At 32.2% G+C, this 20,535-nt stretch carries 23 protein-coding genes and 1 pseudogene; 4 read left to right on the forward strand and 20 right to left on the reverse strand.

Annotated features, from left to right (window positions below; all coding sequences use genetic code 11):
- Positions 1–172: 172 nt before the first annotated feature.
- From ACPWTF_RS20010 to ACPWTF_RS20020, 3 genes are all read right to left on the reverse strand, one after another.
- Positions 173–601: a copper resistance protein NlpE N-terminal domain-containing protein gene (locus ACPWTF_RS20010; RefSeq protein ID WP_427872665.1), complete on the reverse strand. Its 429-nt coding sequence runs from the start codon at positions 599–601 to the stop codon at positions 173–175.
- Positions 602–638: 37 nt separating this feature from the next.
- On the reverse strand, positions 639–1,133 hold the full coding sequence (locus tag ACPWTF_RS20015; protein WP_427872666.1) for an SRPBCC family protein: 495 nt from the start codon (positions 1,131–1,133) through the stop codon (positions 639–641).
- A 152-nt stretch (positions 1,134–1,285) separates the two neighbouring features.
- Positions 1,286–3,193 carry a S9 family peptidase gene (locus tag ACPWTF_RS20020; RefSeq protein ID WP_427872667.1) on the reverse strand — a complete coding sequence of 636 codons (1,908 nt, stop codon included), beginning with the start codon at positions 3,191–3,193 and terminating at the stop codon, positions 1,286–1,288.
- 513 nt (positions 3,194–3,706) lie between these two features.
- Here ACPWTF_RS20020 and ACPWTF_RS20025 point away from each other — a divergent pair.
- Positions 3,707–4,078 (forward strand): GreA/GreB family elongation factor, encoded by a 372-nt coding sequence (locus tag ACPWTF_RS20025; protein WP_427872668.1) that lies wholly within the window; start codon positions 3,707–3,709, stop codon positions 4,076–4,078.
- A 95-nt stretch (positions 4,079–4,173) separates the two neighbouring features.
- On the opposite strand, the gene ACPWTF_RS20030 is transcribed toward ACPWTF_RS20025, so the two are convergent.
- The 7 genes from ACPWTF_RS20030 to ACPWTF_RS20060 all read right to left on the reverse strand — a co-directional run bounded on the left by ACPWTF_RS20030 (position 4,174) and on the right by ACPWTF_RS20060 (position 8,856).
- Positions 4,174–4,446: a hypothetical protein gene (locus ACPWTF_RS20030; RefSeq protein ID WP_427872669.1), complete on the reverse strand. Its 273-nt coding sequence runs from the start codon at positions 4,444–4,446 to the stop codon at positions 4,174–4,176.
- Between the two features lie 20 nt (positions 4,447–4,466).
- Complete coding sequence (locus tag ACPWTF_RS20035; protein WP_427872670.1) at positions 4,467–4,706, reverse strand: hypothetical protein; 240 nt, start codon at positions 4,704–4,706, stop codon at positions 4,467–4,469.
- A 53-nt stretch (positions 4,707–4,759) separates the two neighbouring features.
- Positions 4,760–5,854, reverse strand: coding sequence for a serine hydrolase domain-containing protein (locus tag ACPWTF_RS20040; protein ID WP_427872671.1), 1,095 nt, complete (start codon positions 5,852–5,854; stop codon positions 4,760–4,762).
- Positions 5,855–6,410: 556 nt separating this feature from the next.
- Positions 6,411–6,791, reverse strand: coding sequence for a hypothetical protein (locus ACPWTF_RS20045; protein WP_427872672.1), 381 nt, complete (start codon positions 6,789–6,791; stop codon positions 6,411–6,413).
- A 96-nt stretch (positions 6,792–6,887) separates the two neighbouring features.
- Positions 6,888–7,331: a hypothetical protein gene (locus ACPWTF_RS20050; RefSeq protein ID WP_427872673.1), complete on the reverse strand. Its 444-nt coding sequence runs from the start codon at positions 7,329–7,331 to the stop codon at positions 6,888–6,890.
- Between the two features lie 326 nt (positions 7,332–7,657).
- A complete protein-coding gene (locus ACPWTF_RS20055; protein ID WP_427872674.1) occupies positions 7,658–8,182 on the reverse strand; it encodes a hypothetical protein in 525 nt (174 codons plus the stop codon).
- 437 nt (positions 8,183–8,619) lie between these two features.
- The gene (locus tag ACPWTF_RS20060; protein WP_379798114.1) at positions 8,620–8,856 is read right to left on the reverse strand and encodes a helix-turn-helix domain-containing protein; all 237 of its coding nucleotides are present in this window, start codon (positions 8,854–8,856) and stop codon (positions 8,620–8,622) included.
- 105 nt (positions 8,857–8,961) lie between these two features.
- Here ACPWTF_RS20060 and ACPWTF_RS20065 point away from each other — a divergent pair, with 105 nt between their 5' ends.
- Positions 8,962–9,297 carry a hypothetical protein gene (locus ACPWTF_RS20065; protein ID WP_427872675.1) on the forward strand — a complete coding sequence of 112 codons (336 nt, stop codon included), beginning with the start codon at positions 8,962–8,964 and terminating at the stop codon, positions 9,295–9,297.
- 250 nt (positions 9,298–9,547) lie between these two features.
- On the opposite strand, the gene ACPWTF_RS20070 is transcribed toward ACPWTF_RS20065, so the two are convergent.
- The 3 genes from ACPWTF_RS20070 to ACPWTF_RS20080 form a co-directional block, all read right to left on the reverse strand.
- Positions 9,548–10,165 (reverse strand): hypothetical protein, encoded by a 618-nt coding sequence (locus ACPWTF_RS20070; RefSeq protein WP_427872676.1) that lies wholly within the window; start codon positions 10,163–10,165, stop codon positions 9,548–9,550.
- A 110-nt stretch (positions 10,166–10,275) separates the two neighbouring features.
- Entirely contained in the window at positions 10,276–11,331 is a 1,056-nt protein-coding gene (locus ACPWTF_RS20075) for a DUF262 domain-containing protein (RefSeq protein WP_427872677.1), read from the reverse strand.
- Positions 11,328–12,104 (reverse strand): FRG domain-containing protein, encoded by a 777-nt coding sequence (locus tag ACPWTF_RS20080; RefSeq protein ID WP_427872678.1) that lies wholly within the window; start codon positions 12,102–12,104, stop codon positions 11,328–11,330. The genes ACPWTF_RS20075 and ACPWTF_RS20080 overlap by 4 nt, the downstream gene beginning before the upstream one ends.
- A 269-nt stretch (positions 12,105–12,373) precedes the next feature.
- On the opposite strand from ACPWTF_RS20080, the pseudogene prfA reads away from it, so the two are divergent.
- Together prfA and ACPWTF_RS20090 are read left to right on the forward strand one after the other, a co-directional pair.
- Positions 12,374–13,451, forward strand: a pseudogene (gene prfA, locus ACPWTF_RS20085) (peptide chain release factor 1).
- Positions 13,452–14,165: 714 nt separating this feature from the next.
- Positions 14,166–15,494: a DUF5723 family protein gene (locus ACPWTF_RS20090; protein WP_427872679.1), complete on the forward strand. Its 1,329-nt coding sequence runs from the start codon at positions 14,166–14,168 to the stop codon at positions 15,492–15,494.
- A 386-nt stretch (positions 15,495–15,880) separates the two neighbouring features.
- Here ACPWTF_RS20090 and ACPWTF_RS20095 read toward each other — a convergent pair whose 3' ends face one another.
- The 7 genes from ACPWTF_RS20095 to ACPWTF_RS20125 form a co-directional block, all read right to left on the reverse strand.
- Positions 15,881–16,264, reverse strand: coding sequence for a hypothetical protein (locus ACPWTF_RS20095; RefSeq protein WP_427872680.1), 384 nt, complete (start codon positions 16,262–16,264; stop codon positions 15,881–15,883).
- A 29-nt stretch (positions 16,265–16,293) separates the two neighbouring features.
- Positions 16,294–16,653 (reverse strand): hypothetical protein, encoded by a 360-nt coding sequence (locus ACPWTF_RS20100; protein WP_354590435.1) that lies wholly within the window; start codon positions 16,651–16,653, stop codon positions 16,294–16,296.
- A gap of 48 nt (positions 16,654–16,701) precedes the next feature.
- The gene (locus ACPWTF_RS20105) at positions 16,702–16,986 is read right to left on the reverse strand and encodes a YtxH domain-containing protein (protein WP_198856936.1); all 285 of its coding nucleotides are present in this window, start codon (positions 16,984–16,986) and stop codon (positions 16,702–16,704) included.
- A gap of 58 nt (positions 16,987–17,044) precedes the next feature.
- Complete coding sequence (locus tag ACPWTF_RS20110; protein WP_141248143.1) at positions 17,045–17,197, reverse strand: lmo0937 family membrane protein; 153 nt, start codon at positions 17,195–17,197, stop codon at positions 17,045–17,047.
- Positions 17,198–17,236: 39 nt separating this feature from the next.
- A complete protein-coding gene (locus ACPWTF_RS20115) occupies positions 17,237–17,884 on the reverse strand; it encodes a porin family protein (protein ID WP_427872681.1) in 648 nt (215 codons plus the stop codon).
- A 42-nt stretch (positions 17,885–17,926) separates the two neighbouring features.
- Complete coding sequence (locus ACPWTF_RS20120) at positions 17,927–18,493, reverse strand: DUF4142 domain-containing protein (protein ID WP_427872682.1); 567 nt, start codon at positions 18,491–18,493, stop codon at positions 17,927–17,929.
- A 248-nt stretch (positions 18,494–18,741) separates the two neighbouring features.
- Complete coding sequence (locus ACPWTF_RS20125; RefSeq protein WP_427872683.1) at positions 18,742–20,529, reverse strand: sensor histidine kinase; 1,788 nt, start codon at positions 20,527–20,529, stop codon at positions 18,742–18,744.
- Between the last annotated feature and the right edge of the window lie 6 nt (positions 20,530–20,535).

The following is a 20,535-nucleotide window of genomic DNA, read 5'->3' on the forward strand; positions in this document are numbered from 1 at the left end:
TTTAAAAAACATGCAAATAACGAAAAGGATAAAAAAAGGCAAAGAAATTTGATTTTTCGGATCAAGTGTCATTTTGAGAAATACTTATTTTAGTTGTAATTTTTCTGATTGTAATATTTTGATTTAAAATTGCATACATGTTTCTAAAATCCATTCTGTCTTCATAAATCGGCTAAACTTTAAAAACATCGATACTCTTCATCCAGAAAATTTCCGATTCTAAAAATTGAAGTTTGGTCTTAACAACCTTATCGCTTTTATCTCTCGGATTTTTAGTAATAAATCTAGCGGTTGAATTATTGAAATCTAAAGTATATTTTGAGTCAAAATCTTCTTTTTTGTTTGCTGAAAAAGTAATCAGATTGTCTTTTGCACTCCATTTTCCTTTTCCGTATTTATTGTCTTCCGCTGAATTTCCGCCTTGGATTTTCGAATACGAATGAAACAGAAAAGTTCCGTCTGGGTTTAAAGTCAGTTTATATTCGATTGTGTGTTTTTCTTTTTCAGAAAGTGAACGAGAATATTCGCCAACAAATTGATTGGATTGTGCGGATAAAGTTAAGGTGAGAATTAAAAGAAAAGAGGTGATTAGTGGTTTCATTGGTTTGGTTTTATTTTATTGGTTGTTATGCATTCTTTCAATTATTAATCATCGGGTCCAAATCACAATCCTTATTTCTCAAATCTAATCCACCTTCGTAAACCGATTTTAGATTTGTGAGATAAAAATGCCAACCGTTGGAACAGCCTAATCTGATGTATTGTTTCGAATGATCATCTGTTGGAATATTATAATGACGAAGTTCCACAATCGTATAATCGTCTTTCTGGCTTAGATTTATATCTACAAGACAGTTTCCTTCAAAAGTAAATTGCAATTGATCTATTCCATTGGCAGAAACGATTTTTCCTGACATAGCATCATCATACAAATACCAAAGCCATTCGTACGTATTATCTTTTTCTGCGTTTTTGTCTTTGCTCATAGATTCCTGATTAGCGCCAAAAAATGATACTTTTTCGAGAAACCATTTTTCTAACTCATTCGCCTTTGTCCAAGCATCGTAAATGTCTGAAAGTTTAGCTTTAACGGCTATTTTTTTGGTAAAAGAAGTCCAATCGAAGTTTTCCATAATGGTTTATAATATTTTGAGGTTAGAGGAAAGAGATCTAAAATTAAAACATTGATTAAAACAAATGTAAGCTATTTCTTCTTACTTTTTATTTCAGAAAAAAGCTGCAGAAAATGTTTCTCTGCAGCTTTTAAGTTTAGGTTTGCTATTGTTTATTTCTTTTGTTTCAAATGTTTGTCTAGGAATTTTTCCATGGCACCATAAAAATCAAAACGGTTATCTTGATTTCTAAAACCATGTCCTTCGTCATTTTTAACCATGTATTCTACAACGACACCACGTTTTTTCAGCGCTTCAACCATTTGGTCGCTTTCGGCTTTATTTACTCTTGGATCGTTTGCTCCTTGTGCGATAAACAAAGGTGTTTTTATTTTGTCTGCATGTAATGCAGGCGATGCAGAAGCAAGTAACAAACTATCTTTTTTAGGATCGCCCACCATTTCGTGAAACTGATCTAGATAAGGTGTCCAATAAGGAGGAATCGTATTCATGAAAGTAAACAAATTGCTCACGCCCACATAATCTACTGCCGCTGCATACAAATCGGGTGTAAAAGTGATTCCAGCAAGTGTTGCGTAACCACCGTAACTACCGCCGTAAATAGCAATTCTATTTGGGTCTGCAATGCCTTCTTTTTTTAGCCATTCCACACCATCGGTAATGTCGTCTTGCATTTTTTTGCCCCATTGTTTAAAACTAGATTGCCAAAATTCCTTTCCATAACCGGTACTTCCTCTATAGTTCATCTGTAAGACAGCATAACCGCGATTTGCCAAGAACTGAACTTCTGGGTTAAAGTACCAGCCATCTCGTGCCCAAGGACCGCCATGAGGGTTAATAATGACAGGCAGATTTTTAGGCTCGACTCCCAACGGAAGCGTTAAATAGCCGTGAATTTCAAGACCATCTCTCGATTTATACGTAATAGGTTTAATATGGCTCATGTGTTTCTCTTCAATCCAAGGAAACGGATTCGCAACTTCTTTAACTTTTGTAGTTTTGAAATCGTATATATAGTATTTTCCTGGAGTTCTATCGTTTCCAGCCCAAACAATAGCTTTGGTTCTGGCATCGTCGTAGTTTACAATTTCAGTTTCGTAACCTTCAATCTGCTTTTTCAGATTGTTTTTGATTGCCTCCCATTCTTTATCAAAAAAATGTTCTTCTTGTTTTTCGGCTTCCCAAGTTACAGAAGTCAAGGCTTGTTTTTTTCGATCGTAATTAACCGCATCTAAATCATATTTAGGATCGGCAAATAATTCTTTTACATTTTTTTTGCCAATCGGGTCGTATTCAACCAAAACCACTTTATCCTTGCCAATATTACTCAGCGCATAAATGTTTTTATTGTCTTTGTCAAAAGAAGCAGGAGAAAAGAAATCTTTGAAAGTTGTCGTAATAAGAGGCGTAAAAGATTCTTTGTCAGAATTTCGATAATTCCAAGTAATGTTTACACCGTCCGTTTTTGAAGCAAGACGAATTACGCCATTATTATCTGTAACCCATCCGTCAAAATTTTCTTTGTTGTTGTAAAGCAGTGTCAAAGTTCCAGTTTCGACATTTAAAAGATAAGGATCAAAATACTCTTTTACCCTTTTGTTGATTTGTACAATTAGTTCTTTCTCTTTGCCTGGAACGTCAATTAGTGCGTCTATAATGTCACTTCTAACACCCGGAAAAGGCGTTAATGCTTTTAAATCGGTTCCATCCGTTTTTACCGAAAAGAGTTGGAAATTCTCGTCTCCGCCTACGTCTTGTGCGTATATAATTCGGTCACCTTTCCAGAAATAATTGAAAATGCTTCGCAAAGTGTCGTTGGTTACACGAACTGCTTTAGTGTCATTTACTTTCTGAACAAAAACGTTGGTTTTTCCTTTATAATCGGCACGATAGCTAAAGTAGTTTCCGTCGGGCGAAATCTTGAAAGAGCTTTTTTCTCCATTCTTGAAGAAGGTCTTTACATCAATTAATGGAGCAGGTGTTTCTTTTGGTTCCTGTTTGCAGGAATTTAAAGTGATTGCCAAAAGAACTAAAATGGATAAAATGGATTTTTTAATCATGTTTGGTTTGTTTTTGGTGATTGATGAATTATAAAACTACTCTGGGAATATATTGTAATTGTATTGATAATCTGTTTTTTATCAAATCAAAAATAGGAAAAAGTTTGCAATATAAATGGAGTTAAATTATTTTGCTGCTTTATTTGGATTACACTAGAAAATTAAAGCGAGTTCTCTTGACGCTTCATTTTTTTGTAAGATAAAAAAGGCGTATATTGCCGAGATAATTTGATATTATAATGGTCACTGCAAATTTTTATTTAATAAACAGTTCTTTAATGTGCTTAATGTGCACGTTATTGTATTTGCATGACGATACTTTCTTAAAAAGCTCAAAAGAGTTTATTTCTTTAGCCCTGTCACAACTCTAGACAGGGGATATTTTCACTATTAATTTTTATTATTTAATCTCATTTTTATTCAGGATAGGATATCACTGAGTAGTTCGTGTTGCGTGCTATTCACTGAAGAGTTGTGTCCTATTTTAGAGAAAATGAAACCAACAAGAAAGTCATGTCGCAAAATATAATTTTAACAACAGGAACATACGATTTAATTAAAGATCACGTAAGAAGAAAAAAAGTAACGGTACAAGAAGAAGAACTTTTATTAGGCCAGCTAAAACATGCTACGCAAGTATTGCGAAAAAATCTGCCTGAAGATGTAGTTTCTATAGATCGAAAAGTTACTTACAAAGATCATATCAATAACGAAGAAAAAACAATTCTCATAGTTGGTTCAGATAAAGCAAAAGCAAGTAAAAACAAAATTTCGGTTCTTTCAGACGAAGGAATTGCAATGGTAGGTTACAAAGAAGGCGATATTGTTGAATGGCCTGCTAAAAAAGGAAATCTCAAATTAGAGATTTTAAAAGTAGAGGAGTAGGTTTACTATCGTTTCGTTTTCGTTTTAAGTTTAGTAAAATCCCAAAAGAGTTTTTCTTTTGGGATTTTTTTTTGTGGATACTATTTTAGAATAATCTATTTCATTCCAGTTTCGAGATAATCTTCAAAACCTCCGTTGTATATTTTTTCGACCCATTTTTTAAAATCTGTGGTATTTTGAACTACATACGTTTTAGTGTATTCTTTGTCAATATTTTCAATGATTTTGATCGTTTCTCCCTTTTTAATCCTTTCATTTATTCTGTAAAGATTATTTGCGCAGAATTTAAAAACCGACAAAGTATCGTATTCGCTAGAATTATTAAGATATAAAATCTCTGTTTCAGCATTATAAAAATGATATCCCATTTTAATTGAATGGTTTCTTATTACGTATTAAAGATAATGAGCAGCATTATGAAACCGCCTAAAAAAAGAACCCCAATCATATGATTTCGATTACTGTTATCATCTTTTTTTTGGCTACTTCCGCTTGGCGACCAGAAACTTGAAAATGTTCTAAAATCATTGTCGTTGGAAAGAGTCCATAAATTATAACCAAGAAATCTCGCTGAAGCGCCTAAAAACTCCAGAATAATTCGTCCTACTATTATTTGTTCAAAATCCATTTTAAGCGTTTCAGTCGAAGTTTTCCATGATTTGTTTTTTATTAATCCAACACTTAAAGTTGCATTTTTTTAGTGTTATTTGAAGCAATCTTTTTCTTAAAGACCTGCTCGTAATTGGCATCCATTAATTCTCCAATTAATTGAGGACTGTTGTGGTTGAGTAAAATTACCATTCCCCAGTTTGATTTTTTATCGTAGGCAAATATTGTAGCACATCCCATTGTATTTCCTGTTTTATAAAAATAAACATCGTCGGCAACTCGTTCCATCTGCTGCCCAAAACCTATTTCTCTTTCTGTATTTTTAAAAAACGTGGTTTCGGCAATTGCTGTTGCTTTTGAGATTTCACCATTATTTGACAAAATAGTTTTTAGCAATTTTGTCAAATCTGAAGTGTTCGATTTTACAAGACCTGCGGGAGCGATTAAATAATTCCAGTTAAAAAAATCCTGCGGAATTCCATTAAATTCATAACCCGTAACTTTATTTTTTACATTAAAATTACTAGTCAGCGTATTTTCCATTTTAAGAGGCAAAAGCATTTTTTCTTTCAATACCTCTTCAAAACTCTTTGAATAGACTTTCTCTAATATCATTCCCATTAGGGTATAACTGATATTAGAATAACGATAACTTCCGTAATCTATTAGTTTTGTATTTTCGTTTATAAGAGCATGAACACTCTCTTTGGTTATATCTAATGGCTGTTTTGGATTTATTTCCATTAGTTTTCTAAAATCAAAATTAGGCAGACCAGATTGGTGCGAAGCCAAATCTGAGATTTTGATCTTGCCTTTTATTTCGTTTGATAAGACATATTCTTTTGGCAGATAATCGTCTATAAAATCATCAATTTTAAGTTTGCCTTCGTTGTGGGCTTGCGCTACTAAATTTCCTGTAAGAAGTTTGGTAATCGAGCCAATCTCATAAATAGTATTTTCGTTTACGGCCTGTGTGCTTTCTTTGCTGATTTTTCCGTAGTTGAAAAAAGTAGTATTACCATTTTCTACAAATCCTACGCTCATCGCTATTTCTGGATTATAAGTGGCAATCGACCGAAAAATCGAATCAATTTTTTTTGCAGCTGTTTGTGCAAAAGTAATTTGGGAAATAAGTAATAGCGTAAAAATACTGGTGGTTACTTTCATTAGTTTTTTTGAGATTAGTTTTATTTTTTAAGATTGTACAAAGGTTATTTTTGAACTTGTAAAGTAGTTATATTTTTCGAAATATAAGATGATTGTGTTGTGAGTTAGTAAATTTGTTTTTGGTATTTTCTAATTTATAAATTTCTTGATAAAATACTGATTTAATGAGGGTTGGTTTTTATAGTTTGCTTCTCGTTAGTTTATCCCTGAAGTTTGTTATTTCGAGGAACGAGACCCGAGCGATAGCGAAAAGGCGAAGCAAATCTTCGCAAGTAACTCTACAAAGGGTTTCCATATTGTAACCACAAAGTATTGTCATTTCGAGGAACGAGACTCGAGCGTTAGCGAACTGGCGAAGCAAATCACACTCGTTTACCTACAAAGATTGGCAAATATACTTTCCGGAGTTTCTAGTGTGATTTGCTTCGCCAGTTCGCTAACGCTCGAGTCTCCTCACGTCGAAATGACAAAACTAGAAGGAAACAGAATAAGAAAATAGACTTCCTACGTAGATTGTGTTCACGAGCGGGACGCTCGCGCCACCTCAGGGTTGTCACTAAATAATTTCTTCAAGTTTATAAACTTCTCCCCATTTATTTAGTGAGCGGCTATCATAAATGTTAAAGGGAATAATTGAACTATCTTTTTCGGTAGACAATCCGGTAAATGTCCAAAACAAATCCTCAAACTTACAAACCAAATATCCTCTATCATTAAATGAGTAATCTCCAACAATCTTATAATTTTGTAAATGTTTAATGTCATGCTCATCCATAGGACGAAAGGCATCAACGACCTTTTTTGTTAGCTCAACTTTACCATTCTTAAAGAACTCCAGTTGATTTTGGTAGATTATACAAAAAAACAAACCACCTGCATGAAGATCAGTATCTGCGATTAAACTTGACTGATACTTTTTGTTAATTTCTATTTTCATTAGTTCATTATTCATGAGTGTATTCAATTTGTGAAGATTGCGTGCACGAACGAGACGCTGGCACTAGCGGGGGAAATAATGTCATTTTTTAAGTTTTTATTTCTCTAACTCAGCTTCAAGTCTTTTGACTATTTTCTTTTCGAATTCTCGTTTTAGCATTATATTCCAAAATAAGCCTAAATCCTGATTAACTAATTGCCATCCGTTTTCTCTATTTCTATATACAGACACGAAAGCTAGATCTGTTCCGTTATCAGCAGAAGGTCTTGTCCAAGCTTCTATTCTTTTACCATTTAGATCAAAATAAATATCATGCCAATAGTCTTCGGGATATCTATCCTTAAAATCAGGATTTTGAAGATGTAATTTTTCAAGTGTTTCAATGACTTTCTTTTCGGGATATTTTAAATAATACGTTTCGGCATACGGATATTTTCCTGCTGCATAAAAGTGAAAAGTAGAGAAAAAAGAAACAATATGATAGACAACAAAGAGAATTATTAAGATGGCTATTAATGACTTGAGTTTAGATTTAATCATTTGGATTCAAGATTTGGAATTTTACTGCTTCTGTTAGAATGAGCTGGTTTTTTACTTATTCTCATAATTTTGTCATTTCTGTAAAAGTTACTTATTTCGACGCAAGGAGATCCGAGCGTTAGCGAACTGGCGAAGCAAATCTCCACAAGAAGCTCCGCAAAGGTTTTCCACATTGTAACCACAAAGTATTGTCATTTCGACGTAAGGAGACCCGAGCGTTAGCGAAACCCGATAGCGCGGATTTGCAATCCGTGCCCACAAAGATTGACTTTTTTAAATTATTCGTATTGTGTCTTGCTGTTGCGGGCACGGATTGCAAATGTGCGTTATCGGGTATTTGTAATTTTTGATTTCAAAATAAAATATACTTCTTTAACTTTTAAGATGTTATATAGTACAATGTCATTTTCACTAAGATTTAAACGTGATGATTCTAAAAATACAGGTTCTTTTTCTCCAATTACTAAATAGCCATTTCCATATGCATTTTCTTCAAAATTTAAAGTAGGAAAACAATTAAAATAAAAAGAATGTTCGATTAAATTTTTATGGTTTTTAATAATTAATCTTTGATTTGTAACGATATATTCCCATTTATAAGCAACTAAAAACCTTTTGTAAAAATTAACTATTAAAATAATAAGAACACTCGACATCATTACTAAAGGAATTAAATCAATTATTGAGAACTGTTTATTAAACCTTTTTATATCATAAAAGATTTGACTAACAAAAAAAGAAAACATTACGATAATTATTAATTTTAATAAATCTTCAACTTTAAAAGGAAGGTATTTATTTTTCTCTATCGAGAAATCGATATATTCATCAGAATTTAGCTTAATATTCATGTCCTTTTACGATATAATTTTTCGCCACAAATTAATTGATGTGGTAAATAATAAACCCAAAATAAAAAATAGTAAAAAGAATATAAGAAAGAAATCCCATTCGATTTTTCTTTGGAATAAATTTATTACGATTAAAACTCCAATAAAAAATAGAGCATAAGTAAGGCTATTTAATAAAGCTAGAACGAAACTATTTTTATCTTGCTTAAGAATAAAATTGCCAACAACAATCTGATAAAAACTAGAAAAAGCGATTAGTATTAAGGCGTATGTTAAATAAGTTGTATTACTAAGCTGATAAGTTTCGCATGCTATATTTGGTTCGGTAAAAAAAGTTTGATTAATGAAAAGGCACCCAATAACGATTAGTGTAGTAATTGCTATCGGAATAATGGTTCCTAATATAGTTTTAGATGTATTCATTAATTTTTTCGTGATTACAAATCTTTAATTAATTCGCTTGGATGAATTTTTAAAGCTTGCGCAATTTTAAACAAAGTACTTACTTTCATTTCTTGTGAGCCTTTAATATATTTTCTTAAATTTTCTACATCCATTTCAGCATCATGAGCAACTTCTCTTGGTTTTAAATCATTGCTGTTAATCACATCTTTTATCTTATTTCCAAGTTCTTTTACCACCTCTGGAATTTCGCTTTTTCTTTCTCTTTTCATAGAAATGAAATTACAAGTAATAGATTGTTTTGATATGATTGTTAAAAATCGATTGTTTTCAACTGATATTTTATATATTTGTTTAAATTGTAAATTAAATCTTATATGAAAATAGAAATAGAAAATAAAGAAAGAGCCGAAGAATTGTTAGAATTAATAAATAAAGGAAGCTACTTCAGCAAACTAAAACCAGTGCCAAAAGAAACCAACTCGTATACAGTACCGCTAAAAGTATCTTCTTATAACGAATTAAATCTAATGGTTTCAGATTTGCTAAAAGCAAGCCTTATTTTGCTTAATCCAGATGCAAACAGTTTGTCGAGTTTTACAAAAGACAATAATGTCAATGTAATGACTTTGCTAGAAATTGCCTTGCAGTTATTGCCAGAAGATGAAATGGAATTGCTGGATGATTTGTGTAAAGTTTCCCTAGAACACTAATTTGATTTTTTTTTCGTGCTTGCACAAATGTCTCTGACTTTGCGCCATTTTTGCTATCGTTAATTTTGAAAACAGAAACGTCTCAAAGTCTCTGACTTTACATCATTCGTGCTTATAAAATAATCATTTTAGAACTATTCGTAAAAAGTCGGGAGACTTTTAATTGGCTTTACGATTTATAAGAAACAAAAAAAACGCAAAGTCTGAGACATTTGCGTAGCTTTTCAGTTGAACACTTCGGGGAGCGGGGTTATTTAAATGGGTTTAATCTATTTTCTCTTTCTTTGCGTTCATTATCATTTTTTCTAAATTCTTCAATAGCTTTGATTATTTTTTCTTCTAATCCATCATTAAAGTTGTTGCATTCTTCATGAACTTGACTGATATTTTCTTCTATTTTCTCAACAACTTCAGTTATTGTATTTGAAACTTCTGTTTCTGTTTTTTTATCAAGATTAACATTTGCATATTGTGTTTGTAATTCGAAATGTAAAACATTACCTCTAAAATTTCCTTCATAGGTGAAATTTGAATGTTTTCTGGGTTGGTATTTGAATAATTCACTATTGCCTTGAAACGGAATAAAATAATTAACGCATGCTAATTCATAACTATTTTTATTTGCAAACATCCTAACGTCATATGATAATCTATTTGTTGGTACACTTTTCAAATTTGTGTTCACAGTAGTTTCTTCTTTCTTTAACCTCAGTGTTGTTTTTATCGCAATAAGTTCATAGATATCTTTAGCAAAAGTCTTTATTTCTTTATTTAGAGCATCTTGTTTTCTCGCAAATATGCAAGAATTTATTTTTTCTTCAACTTCGGAAAATAGTTGGTCTATTTTTTTCTCTGCAAACAATTTCATATTTATAAGAATTTAATAATTAATAAAGTTTTAGATTCTGTCAAAATTAACAAATCCCAATGTTAGTAATAGTGGAGTGATCACATAAGCAAGGGGGGATAATTAAAATTTTATAGATTTAAATATTCTGATAATATTCTCAATTTTTCTTTAATTGTTGATACATCATTTGTTCCATATTGAGACAATCTATCAAATTCTAAAAGTTCAAAATCTGCATCTTCATAATTTTTTTCAGCTTTTAGTCTATTATTTTTTACTAAATCATCAAAATTTTGTAAATCGATTCTGCTAATTGTGATATTTTTTTCTAATGCCTTTTTAAATAAAAGATAATAAACAACCATTATACCTTGGGTTCTTAATAAATTGTCTTGGTTTATAAATGTTATAGCCATTGATTCAACAATTTTTTCTACATTATTTTTAAAGTTTTCGACAAGCTTAGTATTTCCAGTTTTATATCTTTTAGCCATTGAATCAAGATATACTTTTTTTGTGTCAATTAATTTCGAGTTTTCATAATTAGAAGTTTCAACTAACAGGTATCTGGCCGCAATTTCATAATGTTGATACCTGTTATTTTTAAACTTTACTTTTTGAGTAAATAGTTTTAAACTAGAAATGTCTCTTATGGCTTTTACCATATCTCCTCCATAAGCATTTCTTTTTTCAGCAGAATTCAATGGAGCTGCTTCGTTTAATCTAGAGAACATGTCTTCAATTAGATCAAAGTCGTTAGTAATAACACATATGATAGGTAATACAAATGAATCAAACTTTATTTTTAATTTAGGATACTCTTGAGCAATATCATTATAGCTCATTCCTGCAATTTTTATTGATTCATCATCTTGATAGTCAAAGTCTTCTGATATTTTGAATTCATTGTTTATAAATGACCAAATTGTTTCCAACCTTTGCTTTCCATCTATTATGGAGTATGATTTGCCAATTTTTGATCTATCTTCTCTTGAATATTGATGAAAATAAATTTTTGGAATATCATAATTGTTTATAATAGAATCAATTAAAAGCTGTTTTTTCTCTGGAGTCCAAACACCTCCGTTTCTTTGATATTCTGGAGATGTCTCTATTTCTTCTCTTTCAGAATAAATTCGTAAAATAGTACTATGTTGTAGCGGAAAAGTTTCAATATAACTCATGATAATTTCTTTTTAAGAATTTCACCAATGCTAGATAATTCTGGAAAAAGTGAAAATTTATTAACACTTAACAAATCTAATTCTTTTCTTAACAAAGCTTTGGATTCTTTTGGAATCAGATATTTAACAATTTCTTTTTCTGAGCAAAATTCGTCAAGAGGTTTTTTATTTAAATGATGGATTGTGAATACACCTAATTGAGCTTGTATTCTTGAATTATTTCTTGTGGCTATTGTTGCAACTGGTGACATTTCCAATTTTTTATTAGAGTTTACATTTTGAATGTTATAATTTTCTAAATACTCATCATCAAAAGAAGGAATGTAATTTTTTTCAGTAGTTTTTATATTTGCCAATTTGTTTAATTCAATTGGTTTAAGCACCCACAAAGCACTGTCTTTATCGTCATGTTCTTCATCAGAAATTGCAAAATATAATGATGTGAGAGGACTTTCAGACCAATCTAATAATCTCGTTGGGACTCCATAATGTTGCATTAAAAAAAGCCAATCAAAATCATCTTTTGGAGATGTGTCAATTAATAATGATGCTGACTGCTTAAATCTTGTTAGTAATGAAGTTTCAGAAATTTCACTTGTATATCTAAAAAGTCCAGGAATTAATTGCCAATCAAAAGAAGATTGGCCTCTAAACCACACATCTTCACTGTATGCACCTATATCATCTTTTAAAATTGAAATAAGTTCACTTAACGAGTTTATTTTTTTTATCATTAATTTTTGATTTTGTTTATATCTTTTGTTTTTTTTCAAATCTATTTTATATTAGCTTATTTTCTTTACGGAAAACCGTAATGTGTAAATAAGACGATTTTTCTGTCTCTAAATGGAAGCAAATCTTAAATTAGACAAAAAATATTAAAAACAAACATCGTACAAAATTCAAACCCATCACCAAGTAAAAACACCTGTTTTTCAAAATCAAAACCCATCAAAATCCACCTTAAATTCCCCAAAAAAGGAACACTAGAATTTTCGATAAAAATTTTGTAATTTTGCCGTCCAATAAAAGGAATTAGAAAATGTTAGATAGACTTCAATATGTAAAGCAGCGTTTCGATGAGATTTCGGATTTGATTATTCAGCCGGATGTTATTTCTGATCAAAAACGTTATAAGCAGCTTAATCAAGAATATAAAGGGATTAAAGCGCTTGTTGAAAAGAGAGAAGAGTACATTGTAATTTTGGCAAATATTGACGAAGCAAACGAAATTATTGCTGACGGAAGTGATGCTGAAATGGTGGAAATGGCCAAAATGCAATTGGATGAAGCAAAAGAACGTCTGCCAGAATTGGAGGAGGAAATCAAATTTATGCTTATTCCTAAAGATCCTGAAGATGCGAAAAACGTAATGGTGGAGATCCGCGCCGGAACGGGTGGGGACGAAGCGAGTATTTTTGCTGGTGACTTGTTTAGAATGTACACGAAATATTGTGAATCTATGGGATGGAGATCATCTGTTGTAGATATGAACGAGGGTACTTCTGGAGGTTTCAAAGAGGTTATTTTTGAGGTTACTGGAGAGGATGTATACGGAACTTTGAAGTTTGAAGCGGGTGTTCATCGTGTACAGCGTGTTCCGCAGACAGAAACTCAAGGACGTGTGCATACATCGGCTGCAACGGTTATGGTTTTGCCAGAAGCTGAGGAGTTTGATGTTCAGGTAGATATGAACGATGTTCGTGTCGATTTCTTCTGTTCTTCTGGACACTGGAGGACAATCGGTAAATACAACGAAATCGGCTGTACGTTTAACGCACATTCCTACAGGATTGGTGGCGCAATGTCAGGATGAGAAATCGCAGCACAAGAATAAAGATAAAGCTTTGATGGTATTACGTTCTCGTTTGTACGAAATGGAATTGGCTAAAAAGCAGGAAGAAGATGCTAAAAAACGTAGTTCTCAGGTAAGTTCTGGAGACCGTTCGGCAAAAATCCGTACGTATAACTATGCGCAAGGTCGTGTAACCGATCACCGTATTGGTTTAACGCTTTACGATTTAGGAAACATCATGAATGGTGATATTCATAAAATCGTTTCTGAGCTTCAGTTGGTTAATAATATGGAGAAATTGAAGGAAGCTTCAGAAGTTTACTAACGTAAACTTCTTAGATGCTAAGATACTAAGTTGCTAAGGTTCTAAGTTTTCTTTTAGGACTTTTTAATAATTTAAGCCGAACTTTGTTCGGCTTTTTTTGTGGAAAAAATACCAAAGATTGGGAAGGCCTTAGAATCTTAACATCTTAGCACCTAAAAAGAATATAGCCAGCGGTTTCAACCGCTGGAACGCAAAGAATTGGTTAAAGTTGTTAAGATTCTGAGATTCTAAGGTTCTAAGTTTTTTCTTTTTGAAGATAATTTTTTTGAGTTGCTAAGTTACTGAGATTCTAAGGTTCTAAGTTTTTTTCTTTTTAAACATATTTTTTGAGTTGCTAAGATTCTAAGGTACTAAGGTTCTAAGTTTTTTTTCTTTGAACATAAAATATATTTAAGCCGAACTTTGTTCGGCTTTTTTTTATGCGTAAAGCTTAAAGAGAGAATGAAAACTTTGCATTTTAATATCTCAGCAACTTCCCATCTTAATTTCTAATGATAATTTAATATGGATAATTAAGGCCTGTAATTTCCAAAAAAGCGTTCTAAATTAAGATAAATACTATAGCGCAATTTTGTGAAGTAAGATTTATAATATAGTTGGTAAAGCTTAGTCCCTTAGAACTTTAGCGTCTTACAACCTTAACGAAAACTTGTTTTTTTATAACTTTTTTTTGCCTCATATTTGCCCTATTAACCAACCAACTAACATTAATTTATGAAGAGAACTTTACTTTTATTTTGCTTCTTTGGGAGCTTTTTTTATGCGCGATCGCAATCGTATTTTGGATTCAGGGATGATAATTATGCCGGAATTCAGTCCGCATTGTTTAATCCGTCCAATATTGTAGATTCAAAATACAAAGCCGACGTTACGTTTGGATCTGGCAGCGGAACTGGCCAAAATGATTTGTACGGAGTTAATATAATGGATGTCTTAGACGGAGGTTACAATCTGGAAACCGATGCAAGCAAAAATTTCAAATCGAACAATAGAGGAAATTTCAATATAGACATTATGGGGCCTTCTGTAATGCTCAATATTACGCCTGTACATAGTGTTGCGCTTTTTACGCGTGTGCGAAGTGTGACGAGCCTTGTTGGCATAAACGGACAGCTTATTGATGAGGTGAACAAAGATGTGGATGCTTCGAATAGTTTTTTAATTACGGGCGGAAACCCCAACGCTGTTTCGAATTCTTGGGCTGAGATAGGAGCGAGCTATGCTATTGTTCTGTTGGATCGTGACGATCATTTTGTAAAAGGTGGTATTACTTTAAAGTATTTAATGGCGGGAGTGAACGGCTACATTAACGGAAATGATTTAAGTGTGGCTTTTAATAAAAACGAAGCCAATCCTTTGTTAAGCGAATATTATTCGACAGGAACCATAAGAACAGCTGCAAGTTATGATTATGCTAATGGAAATGATCCTAAGTTTGATGCCGCTTCGGCTGGAGTAGGAGTAGATTTGGGTTTTACCTACGAATATCGTACAAACTGCCATTCTTGCGCAGGAAATCGTTATAAGTTTAAAGCCGCGGCTTCTATAACCGATATTGGAAAACTAAATTATAATAACATTGTCGAGAATACTTATAATATTACAGGAAGGGTAACGCAACAAGATATCGAAGATGCAGATGATATTTTTGATTTTTTTGATTCTAACTATACTAAAATATCTTCAAGAAGAGGGGTAAAAGCAAATCTTCCAACGGCTTTGCACACCAATTTGGACTGGAACATTGACCAGAGATTTTATTTGAATTTAAGCGGTGATTTCAATTTAGTAGATGCCAAAAAAGTAAACGGAACCGCAATTGCCAATTCGGTTACTTTTACGCCGAGATATGAAACCAGACAGTTTAGTTTCTATGTTCCGGTGACCTATATGCAATACAGCGGAACACAAATAGGAGCGGGTTTTAGAGCACGAATATTTATTGGTTCTGGAACTCTTTTCTCCAATATGTTTTCAAACAACTCAAAAGGCTGTAATATTTACGCTGGTTTAAAATTGCCTATTTATCAGGATTATAGGTAGAGGTTCTAAGATACTAAGTTGCTAAGATTCTGAGATGCTAAGATTCTGAGATTCTGAGATGCTAAGTTTCTTAGTTTATGAAATTTAAGACATAAAAAAAACAGCATCTACTTTGTAGATGCTGTTTTTTTATTTAAGATTAGTAAGATAGGATTATAAAATCTAAATATAAAACTTAGAATCTTAGCAACTTAGTATCTTAAAAAAAATATATAGAAGGTCTTCACTCCATCAACCGTTTCCCCAAACACGTATGATGGAGTTAGACGCCTAAAAATACTCTCGTATATTCAAAACATTTATATAGATTCGAGTAAACGTATACTCCATTTTTTATCATTATTTCGCTAAACTTTTCCATAATAATTTAAATTAAGTTAGACAAATTACTCTCTAGATGATTCGTATTGTGATGATTCTTCTTCTTCTTCTTCTTCAGAAGAATCATGATGAGGTTTCGAAACCAGATTGGTTACAATAAGCTGAACAATCGAGCCTAAAACACCTTTAAACATGGAGTCTCCTTTACCGACAATAAATCTTTTGGCTAAATAACCAATTCCGATACTGATGGCAGATTGAGCGATGTGGCTTTTAAAACCAACCGTTTCGTTGATTTCTTCCACCGTGTTTCGAATGAGGTTAATGGGCTTTAAATTGTCTTTAATTTCATTAATCTCGTCTTTTATAGCACACCATTCTGTGTCCTGGCGAATTTCTAGTTCCTCAATTTTTTGATTTAACTGATCAATATTGTAAATAGCCTCCATAGTTTTTTCGGTTTTTTAGGTTAATTAAATCAGTTTTTTGTTTCTTTTAGAATACTTGAAATGATAGTATTTCCAATAGGAGTTTTTATCAGTCTATGATGCGATTTTACAACCACAATTACCAAAATAAGATAAAATAATGCCATGATAAAAAAGCCATAGTAATACTCTCCAAGTTCTTTACCAATCCATAAACTAATCCCGATATTTAGGAACAAAGTAAAAAATGCAACAACAATACCAATCGCTATCTTTGAAGCCAATGATGAAGCACCATCAGCCACAGAACATACTGTTTTTAGTTTAAGTAATTCTAAACTTGTTTTAGCATAGTTTTCTGCTTTTTCATAAAGATTTAAATTCTCGTTTGTTGTTGCATTTGGTTCCATGATATAGGGTTTTATGGTTTGAAAATTTCACTAATTAATTCTAACTAATTAATAGTTTGATTTTACTGTTTTAACATCGTCTTTTAGCGTGTTGTAATCTTCTTTAACTTGGTTAAGTTTAGATTTTCCTTCTTCGATAATTTCTTTACCGTTTGAAGTAATCGTGTTTACAATGCCATCAAATTTTGTTTTTAGATTATCACCGTAATCTTTTGATTTATCTTTGATTTTTTTTCTTGTGTTTGATCCTTTGTCTGGTGCAAATAAAACACCTATGAATGCTCCCGCCGCTGCGGCTCCTAAAATTCCTAAAATTGTGCTACTAGTTTTCATAATAAATAATTTAATGGATTAATATTTAATAATTTGTTGATTTAATAAATTGTGATTTTTAAATTTCTCGACCTTTAATTAGTCGAAGCAATACTGCTATAATGGCAATTACTAACAGAATATGGATTATGCTTCCGAAACTGTAAACAAAGAACCCAAGAGCCCAAAGTATTACCAGAATCACTGCCAGTGTATATAATAAGTTTGACATGGTTTTTTATTTTAGTGGTTAATAATCAGTTTTATTCGCTTAGTTTAACTTATAAGAAAGATATAAAGTCAAGTTGCTGTTTTTCGCATCAGGAAACGTGTATGTAGTTCCTGCAACTGTTCTTTCTTTACCTACAGTGGTTAAACCGTAATTGTAACGTAATCCAACGCTAATTGGGTTAAAGTCGACTCCAACACCAGCAGAAAGACCTGCATCAAATTTCGCTAGATCATCTGTGTCAATGTCTTGGTCAAAATCAAAACTTCCGTCTCCGCTTACTTTAGAGCTTACTAAATAAGAAGCGTAACCACCGGCATGAATGTTGAAATTTTTAGTAACATTTACTCTAACCAAAAGTGGCACTTCTATATAGTTCAATCTAAATTTTGTGTTCCCAGATGCAAAAGCATTGTTGTATTCTAATTCTGAACCTTTTGTTGTAAATAAAATCTCTGGCTGAATCGCTACAAAATCTGAAATAGGAAGTGTAGCATAAACCCCGGCATTAAATCCGTATAAGATATTATTATCATCGACATTGTCTCCGCTGCCATATAAGTTAGACATGTTGAATCCTCCTTTTACACCGAATTCGGTATTTACATTAGTGTCCTGAGCGTGCAGCATTCCAAATGATGCTGATAAAAAAAGTGTTAAGGCGCATAAAAAATTGGCTTGTAATTTCATAGTAAAAAATAATTAGTTAATAGATCGATAATAGGCGTTTATTCATTTCGTTTTTTTTATTCTTTCAGTCTCTCGTAAGAGTTTATATTGTTCGGGCAAAAATCTAAGAACAAGTTCCAAAATTTGTTTATCATTTGTTTCTCTAGAAATAGTCTCAAATAACTCAATCTGGTCGCATATGGCTTCTGTCATGGCGTTTAAATAGATATTGTTAAAATCATTATTGCTTGCGTCTATGAGGTTGTACAGGTCTCGTTTATGCGTGGCGTTTATTTCAGTAATAACAATGAGCTTTGATGTGGCCAATTTGGATATTTGATCTAACAATTGATTCTCTTGGAGTTCAATTCTTTTACTTAATTCCTGAACAATAACATCTGAACTTTTTTGTTGTGCAATTTGACTTTTTGAAATAATAGATTTGCTAATATTCGCCGTAGAAATAAAAAAGTAGACTTCTGTTTCTTCTCTTTCATTTTTTGCAAAAGCTTGATTCTTCAAAGTATTTTCAATCGGATTAATTTTTCTGCAAGATGTGATGCATAGTACCAATAAGATTAAGAAAAAGACTTTAAAATATGTCGCCTTCATGGGGGAAATTACTTTCATTATTACTTCTTAAAGTATTACATTACAAAGATGCTAACGAATGAAAGATTTTGCTTTACAGCATAAAAATGAATCGTTATATAATTCCCATAACAGATTTTTTTTAAGGGTTTATCCTTTTAAAATCAATGGTTTGTGAAGTTTGACTTTGGTGTAAAAAAAAAGAAATTATAGATTTTTCTATAATTTCTTTTTCTGTTTTCGGTATAATGTGATAGATTTTTTTTCTTACAAATAGAAATAAAATTTTAATCTGGTAGAAAGACCGTAAAGATCGAGCCTTTGCCCAAAGTGCTATCTGCTGTAATGTGACCCTTATGATTCTCGACAATCTTCTTGCAGATCGCTAATCCGATTCCGGTTCCTGGATAATCTGTTTTAGAATGAAGACGCTGAAAAAGAATAAAAATGGTTTCTTTAAACTGTGGGTCAAATCCCATTCCGTTGTCTGTAAAAGTAATTTTATGAAATTTCTTTACCGACTGTTCTAATATTTCTGGATAATCGCAAGAATTGACTTTTTCGCTAGAAATAGATATTTCAGGTTCAACATCGGGCTGGCTGTATTTTAATGAATTTCCAATTAGATTGATAAACAGCTGTTCGATCTGATACGGAATTACCGCAAGCTTCGGAAGTTTACCAATGCGCTGGATTACGGCTTTCTTTTCTTCAATAGTTTCAGCCAGTTCCGATTCGGCATTGTCCAGAAGTTCATTCAGATTCATTTTAATGAATTCCTTTTTGGTTGTATTGGTTCTGGAGAATAAAAGAAGGTCGTCTATTAATACACGCATTCTTTTTGCCGAACTTTCTATTTTGGTAATGTAATTTTTACCGCTTTCAGACATAACTTCTTTGTCGGCACTTGAAACTCTAGAAATAAAGGTTTGTATTTTTCGAAGAGGTTCTTGCAAATCGTGACTAGCAACATGGTTGAAAGAAGCCAGTTCTTTATTGCTTTTTTCCAATTCTTTATTTCGTTCCTGCAATTCGATATTAAGAAGATGCTCGTCTGTAATGTCAAAGTTAATTCCGAGCAAGATTTTACTGCCTTGCTGATCGGTTACTAATTTACCCGTTGTTTTAAAGTAGCGCACTTCAAAATCTGGACGTATAATTTTGTAATATACAAACGGAAGATGTTTCTTTTCTATAATTCCGTCAATAGCTTTTGCTACAGCTTCCTTATCATCTGGATGAACATATTTTAAAAGTGTTGCTTTGTTAGGAGCAAAAGATTTTGGCTCAAGGCCTAATAATCGGAACTGGTTGTCTGAAAAATCTATTTTATCAGAATCCAGATCCCATTGCCAAGTGCTGAATTTTCCAATATTTTCAGATTCAGAAATTAAACCTGTCGAAATAAGAAGCTTTTTATTGAATACTTTCAAGCGTTCAAAATCACGGCTAATTTGACGATAAGCCAGTAAAATAAAACTTAAAGCAACTAGAAATAAGGAAATAGAAAACAGCGGACTTAAAGAAATTTCCGAATCGTAAATCTTTAGTCTTTTCTTTAAGAAATCCTTCTCGATGTCGTTCATTTCATCCACTTTAAAGCGGATGTTTTCCATTAAAATACGGCCGCCAAACATATGATTGTCTAACTTTCTCTTATCGTATGTTTTTGGATCGCTATATTTTAGACAATTTTCAAAAGAAACAAAACGCTGGGTAATGAGTTTGAAAAGTTTCTGAAGATTTTCCTGCTGTCTCGGATTATCGGCAGTGAGTTTTTTTAAGGTAATAAAAGAAGTATTGACCTTGTCTCGGGAATAAATGTACGGAGTCAGAAAACGGGCATTGCGAGTGATAATGTACCCTCGCTGGCCCGTTTCTGCATCTTTTATAGCCGACATTAATCGTTCGAGCTGAATGTTGATTTCGTAAGTATGCATAACCAGTTTGCTTGATTCATTCAAGTCCTGATTATGTTTGTAAGCAATTGAAGAAAGAAATAACAGAATGAAAACTGCGATTACAAAAATAACTCTCAAAGAGTTTGAAGAATTAAAATTTGGTATCCACTTCATTATTGG

Origin of the sequence: Flavobacterium sp. MMS24-S5 (assembly GCF_050320125.1) — a bacterium.
Taxonomy (GTDB): Bacteria; Bacteroidota; Bacteroidia; order Flavobacteriales; family Flavobacteriaceae; genus Flavobacterium; species Flavobacterium tyrosinilyticum.

Coding starts and splice junctions, on each gene's coding strand:
- ACPWTF_RS20010 (WP_427872665.1), bottom strand. CDS start 601: ATGAAACCACTAATCACCTCTTTTCTTTTAATTCTCACCTTAACTTTA.
- ACPWTF_RS20015 (WP_427872666.1), bottom strand. CDS start 1,133: ATGGAAAACTTCGATTGGACTTCTTTTACCAAAAAAATAGCCGTTAAA.
- ACPWTF_RS20020 (WP_427872667.1), bottom strand. CDS start 3,193: ATGATTAAAAAATCCATTTTATCCATTTTAGTTCTTTTGGCAATCACT.
- ACPWTF_RS20025 (WP_427872668.1), top strand. CDS start 3,707: ATGTCGCAAAATATAATTTTAACAACAGGAACATACGATTTAATTAAA.
- ACPWTF_RS20030 (WP_427872669.1), bottom strand. CDS start 4,446: ATGGGATATCATTTTTATAATGCTGAAACAGAGATTTTATATCTTAAT.
- ACPWTF_RS20035 (WP_427872670.1), bottom strand. CDS start 4,706: ATGGATTTTGAACAAATAATAGTAGGACGAATTATTCTGGAGTTTTTA.
- ACPWTF_RS20040 (WP_427872671.1), bottom strand. CDS start 5,854: ATGAAAGTAACCACCAGTATTTTTACGCTATTACTTATTTCCCAAATT.
- ACPWTF_RS20045 (WP_427872672.1), bottom strand. CDS start 6,791: ATGAAAATAGAAATTAACAAAAAGTATCAGTCAAGTTTAATCGCAGAT.
- ACPWTF_RS20050 (WP_427872673.1), bottom strand. CDS start 7,331: ATGATTAAATCTAAACTCAAGTCATTAATAGCCATCTTAATAATTCTC.
- ACPWTF_RS20055 (WP_427872674.1), bottom strand. CDS start 8,182: ATGAATATTAAGCTAAATTCTGATGAATATATCGATTTCTCGATAGAG.
- ACPWTF_RS20060 (WP_379798114.1), bottom strand. CDS start 8,856: ATGAAAAGAGAAAGAAAAAGCGAAATTCCAGAGGTGGTAAAAGAACTT.
- ACPWTF_RS20065 (WP_427872675.1), top strand. CDS start 8,962: ATGAAAATAGAAATAGAAAATAAAGAAAGAGCCGAAGAATTGTTAGAA.
- ACPWTF_RS20070 (WP_427872676.1), bottom strand. CDS start 10,165: ATGAAATTGTTTGCAGAGAAAAAAATAGACCAACTATTTTCCGAAGTT.
- ACPWTF_RS20075 (WP_427872677.1), bottom strand. CDS start 11,331: ATGAGTTATATTGAAACTTTTCCGCTACAACATAGTACTATTTTACGA.
- ACPWTF_RS20090 (WP_427872679.1), top strand. CDS start 14,166: ATGAAGAGAACTTTACTTTTATTTTGCTTCTTTGGGAGCTTTTTTTAT.
- ACPWTF_RS20095 (WP_427872680.1), bottom strand. CDS start 16,264: ATGGAGGCTATTTACAATATTGATCAGTTAAATCAAAAAATTGAGGAA.
- ACPWTF_RS20100 (WP_354590435.1), bottom strand. CDS start 16,653: ATGGAACCAAATGCAACAACAAACGAGAATTTAAATCTTTATGAAAAA.
- ACPWTF_RS20105 (WP_198856936.1), bottom strand. CDS start 16,986: ATGAAAACTAGTAGCACAATTTTAGGAATTTTAGGAGCCGCAGCGGCG.
- ACPWTF_RS20110 (WP_141248143.1), bottom strand. CDS start 17,197: ATGTCAAACTTATTATATACACTGGCAGTGATTCTGGTAATACTTTGG.
- ACPWTF_RS20115 (WP_427872681.1), bottom strand. CDS start 17,884: ATGAAATTACAAGCCAATTTTTTATGCGCCTTAACACTTTTTTTATCA.
- ACPWTF_RS20120 (WP_427872682.1), bottom strand. CDS start 18,493: ATGAAAGTAATTTCCCCCATGAAGGCGACATATTTTAAAGTCTTTTTC.
- ACPWTF_RS20125 (WP_427872683.1), bottom strand. CDS start 20,529: ATGAAGTGGATACCAAATTTTAATTCTTCAAACTCTTTGAGAGTTATT.